Below are 4,264 nucleotides of genomic sequence, written 5' to 3'. Positions count from 1 at the left end.
TGATCACCGCCTCGCTAACGGCGAGCTTCAGATCGGGGTAACCTTTATAGCCCAGTTTCTGACAAAATTTCACCACGCTGGACTGGCTGGTGCCGACTGCGTCAGCTAATTGCTGGGAAGAATAATCCCGTAGCAAATTGGCGTTATCGAGAATAAAATCTGCCAGCTTGCGTTCGATAACTGACATTTGCTCCAGCATGCCGCGGATCTTCAGTAAACACACCATAGGGCTTTAATCCTTTTATCGCTGCTGCGCTATTGTGGAATTTGTTATTAGCTTGATGCACCAGTATTGAATAATTTATTCCGCCTTGGCAAGCAACTGAAAAAAAAAGCAGCCTGATCCAAGGCGCTGTACATAAAAACAGGACTATTTAGTATCGCTTTTGATCTGTCTCCACTTTTTCCCACCAAAATCATCACCTTCGCTGCAGAGCTTATTTTTACTGTGATCGCAAACGGTGATTAGCTTAGTTTTTGCCTTGACAATGGTCAAACCTCGACCCTAAACTGTATCGTTGTGGGGATTTGTGGGTAAAAGTGGATCATTTTGGGTTACCTGCGAACAAAGAACAAATAAATAAACTGCACAGGAAGCTTATGTTTCGTGGCTCATTTACGTTGACACTGGACGAGAAAGGACGGTTAGCGCTACCTGCACGCTACCGTGAATTTCTGCTGTCTGATTGTCAGGGCCACCTGATCTGCACCATAGATTTGCATGATCCCTGTTTGTTGTTATATCCGCTGGCTGAGTGGGAAGAAATAGAAGAAAAACTCAAACGCTTATCCAGCTTAAACCCGCAGGAACGCCGCTTACAGCGCGTGTTACTGGGGAATGCGACCGACTGTGATATGGATAAAAGCGGGCGGATCTTACTGCCTGCACCGCTGCGTCAGCATGCGGGTCTGAATAAAGGTATCCGTCTGGTGGGTCAGTTAAATAAATTTGAGATCTGGGATGAGACAACCTGGAATGAGCGTCTGGCGGCTGATATCGCGCTGGAACAGGCTCAGGCCGGTGATGTTGAACTCTCAGAACGATTACAGGATTTTGTACTGTAAATGAATGCACCGGCGCATATTTCTGTTTTGCTGCAAGAAGCAATCGACGGCTTAGCTATTAAGCCCGATGGCTGCTATCTGGATGGCACCTTTGGCCGTGGCGGCCATAGCCGGGTAATTTTATCCAAACTTGGCCCCAAGGGCCGGTTGTACGCAATAGATCGCGACCCCACCGCGATAGCTGCAGCCGAACCGCTAAAAGCAGACCCCCGTTTTCATATCACCCACAGCCCCTTTGCCGCCCTGGCGTCTATTGCTGAACAGCAGCACATCAACGGTGCCCTGGACGGTATATTGCTTGATCTTGGTGTGTCCTCCCCACAATTGGACGATGCCGATCGAGGCTTTAGTTTTATGCGTGACGGTCCGCTTGATATGCGGATGGACCCAAGTTCGGGTATCAGCGCAGCAGAATGGCTGGCACAGGCCGATGTTGAAGACATCAGTTTCGTGCTGCGGGAATATGGCGAAGAGAAATTTGCCTGGCGCATTGCGCAGGCGATTGTGGCCTCACGTACTGAACAGCCGTTAACGCGCACGGCGCAGCTGGCGAAGCTGATAAGTGACAGCGTGCCGAAAAGTAACAAAGAGAAAAAACACCCGGCTACGCGTAGTTTTCAGGCTATCCGTATTTATATCAACAGCGAGCTGGAGCAGGTCAATCAGGCATTACATGCGGCGATGCAGGTACTCAAGCCCGGCGGGCGTCTGGTCGTTATCAGTTTCCACTCGCTGGAAGATCGGCTGGTAAAACAATTTATGCGCCGGTTTTCCAAAGGGGAGCCAGTACCACGCGGCATTCCGCTAACAGCGGCGCAAATGAATCAGCGTACCGAATTGACGCTGGTGGGTAAGGCTATCATGCCATCTGAACAAGAGCTGCAGGCCAATCCGCGCGCGCGCAGCGCTGTGCTGCGCATCGCACAGAGGCAGCAGCATGAATAACATCAACCTGCACTGGCTTATCGTACGTGATTGGCACCAGCAAAAGTGGCTGGTGTTGCTGTTATTGGCGTGTATCGCTTCTGCACTGGTGGTGGTGCACTTTGCGCATTTAAACCGCCAGCTGACTATTGCCCAGGATGCGCTGTATCAGCAGCGTGACCAGCTGGACATTGAATGGCGTAATCTGGTGCTGGAGCAACGCGCTTTATCGGAACACAGCCGGGTTGAAGATATCGCCCGCAACCGGTTAAACATGGTTCGTCCATCCGGAGAGCAGGATATTGCGGTGACAGTGCCATGAGTAAGACTAAAAAAGCGCCTCAGGCAAAAGCAAGGACAGCCCCGTCGGTAATCGGCTGGCGTTTTGCTTTTGTGTTAGTCAGCCTGGCGGGGGTATTCACCGCCTTGATGGTTCGGGCAGCATGGTTGCAGGTGGTTGAGCCTGACATGCTGGTCAGCCAGGGCGATATGCGCAGCCTACGGGTAGAGGCCGACACGGTACTGCGCGGCATGATATTTGACCGTAATGGCGAAGAGCTGGCAATCAGTGTGCCGGTGGAAGCTATCTGGGCAGACCCTAAAGTGGTGATTGAACGTCACGCAGCAGCCGACGAGCGGCGCTGGCATGCACTGGCCGATATCCTGCAAATGACACCGGCACAACTGCTCAACAAAATTGGTGATAACCCGCAGCGGCGTTTTGTTTACCTGCAACGTCAGGTCAATCCGGCTGTGGTTGATTATGTGAAGAAATTAAAAGTGCCAGGCATTTATTTCCGACAGGAGTCGCGGCGCTACTATCCTGCCGGTGAAGTTACTGCGCAACTGGTAGGTTTTACCAATGTTGATGACGTTGGCGTGGAAGGTATTGAGAAACGTTATGATGAGCTGTTAACCGGCAAAGCTGGCCGTAAAGTATTTCGTAAAGATGCCAAAGGCCGTGAAATCGAAGTACTTGAGCGGGCACAGGCCAAGGCGCCGGGTAACCTGCAGCTGAGTATTGACCAGCGTATTCAGTCAGTTACGTACCGGGAGCTGAAAAAAGCTGTGCTATCGCATGGTGCCACGTCAGGTTCAGCCATAGTGGTTGATGTACAAACCGGCGAAGTGCTGGCAATGGTGAACAGCCCGTCGTTCAATCCGAATAACCGTGGTAATGCGCCGGCCTACCTGTTTCGCAACCGCGCTATTACCGATACCTTTGAGCCTGGTTCAACGATGAAGCCGCTGGCGGTACTCAGTGCGCTGGAGTTTGGCAGTGCCAACCTCAATACCAAGGTCGATACCTATCCCGGTTATTTCCGCATCGGTGGCAGCTGGGTGCGTGATGCAAACAATTACAACGTGTTAAGTCTGACCGGCATTATTCAGAAGTCGAGCAACGTCGGTGTCAGTAAGCTGGTACTGGACATGCCGATTGAGCATGTGATTGGTCTGTACGCCAATATGGGGCTGGGTATCGATACCGGCCTTGGCCTGAACGGCGAAAGCAGCGGTATGTTAAGTCATCGCCGGCGCTGGTCTGATCATGAACGTGCCACGCTGTCATTTGGTTATGGCTTGTCGGTAACAGCGGCACAGCTGGCGCGGGCTTATGCCACTATGGCAAATGGTGGTGTGAGCCGCCCACTGACGATACTGAAAAATGAGCAGCAACATCCGGGTGAGCAGGTGCTGGCACCAGAGCATGCGGCAGCAATGCTGGAGATGATGGAAGCCAATATTATGCCTGGCGGTACAGCAACGAAGGCACAGGTTAAAGGTTACCGCGTAGGCGGAAAAACCGGTACGGCCCGTAAGGCCATCGCCGGTGGCTATGGCGAGGATTATGTAGCGTCTTTTGCCGGTGTCGGGCCTGTATCTAACCCACGCCTGGCGTGTGTTGTCGTGATTAATGAACCTGCCGGTGATTTTTATCATGGCGGCGAAATTGCAGCGCCGGTATTTGCCAATATCATGGGCGCCAGTATGCAACTGCTGAATCTGACGCCTGATGGTAGCAGCCAGCCCAGACTTTCTGCCCTGACGGGAGGTAGCAATGCCGGTTAATGCACAACAGTGGCTGGCGCTGTACGCCAGTGATATTCCGCAGTGTCAACTGAATCAATTGCAGCTCGACAGCCGTAAAGTGAGCAGCGGTGATGTGTTTCTTGCTATCCCGGGTGTGCAACAACATGGCAAACAGTTTATCGCTCAGGCGCTGGCGCAGGGTGCCGCACTGGTATTGACCGATGAAGGTCAGTACGACGATAAG

Annotated in this window: 6 protein-coding genes; 5 read left to right on the top strand and 1 reads right to left on the bottom strand. The window is 52.2% G+C overall.

The window, feature by feature from the left end:
- On the bottom strand, positions 1 to 226 hold a 226-nt coding region (locus VIN66_RS15435; RefSeq protein ID WP_414709909.1), incomplete at its 3' end, for a MurR/RpiR family transcriptional regulator.
- Positions 227 to 600: 374 nt separating this feature from the next.
- Between VIN66_RS15435 and mraZ the strand changes: the two genes are divergently transcribed.
- The 5 genes from mraZ to VIN66_RS15410 form a co-directional block, all read left to right on the top strand.
- Positions 601 to 1,065, top strand: a complete 465-nt coding sequence (gene mraZ / locus VIN66_RS15430) for a division/cell wall cluster transcriptional repressor MraZ (RefSeq protein ID WP_134052294.1) — start codon at positions 601 to 603, stop codon at positions 1,063 to 1,065.
- Positions 1,066 to 2,010 carry a 16S rRNA (cytosine(1402)-N(4))-methyltransferase RsmH gene (gene rsmH / locus VIN66_RS15425; protein ID WP_331924805.1) on the top strand — a complete coding sequence of 315 codons (945 nt, stop codon included), beginning with the start codon at positions 1,066 to 1,068 and terminating at the stop codon, positions 2,008 to 2,010.
- A complete protein-coding gene (gene ftsL / locus VIN66_RS15420; protein WP_134052290.1) occupies positions 2,003 to 2,311 on the top strand; it encodes a cell division protein FtsL in 309 nt (102 codons plus the stop codon). Before rsmH ends, ftsL begins: the two co-directional genes overlap by 8 nt.
- The gene (locus VIN66_RS15415; RefSeq protein ID WP_331924804.1) at positions 2,308 to 4,059 is read left to right on the top strand and encodes a penicillin-binding transpeptidase domain-containing protein; all 1,752 of its coding nucleotides are present in this window, start codon (positions 2,308 to 2,310) and stop codon (positions 4,057 to 4,059) included. Before ftsL ends, VIN66_RS15415 begins: the two co-directional genes overlap by 4 nt.
- The coding region (locus VIN66_RS15410; protein ID WP_331924803.1) for a Mur ligase domain-containing protein at positions 4,049 to 4,264 on the top strand (216 nt) is incomplete at its 3' end. The genes VIN66_RS15415 and VIN66_RS15410, both read left to right, overlap by 11 nt.

It is taken from the genome of Rheinheimera sp. (genome assembly GCF_036568245.1).
Taxonomy (GTDB): Bacteria; Pseudomonadota; Gammaproteobacteria; order Enterobacterales; family Alteromonadaceae; genus Alishewanella.
This window is presented reverse-complemented; position numbering and strand designations above follow the sequence as displayed.

What these genes read in the sequence shown, in the direction of transcription:
- mraZ (WP_134052294.1), top strand. Translation starts at nt 601, where the DNA reads ATGTTTCGTGGCTCATTTACGTTGACACTGGACGAGAAAGGACGGTTA.
- rsmH (WP_331924805.1), top strand. Translation starts at nt 1,066, where the DNA reads ATGAATGCACCGGCGCATATTTCTGTTTTGCTGCAAGAAGCAATCGAC.
- ftsL (WP_134052290.1), top strand. Translation starts at nt 2,003, where the DNA reads ATGAATAACATCAACCTGCACTGGCTTATCGTACGTGATTGGCACCAG.
- VIN66_RS15415 (WP_331924804.1), top strand. Translation starts at nt 2,308, where the DNA reads ATGAGTAAGACTAAAAAAGCGCCTCAGGCAAAAGCAAGGACAGCCCCG.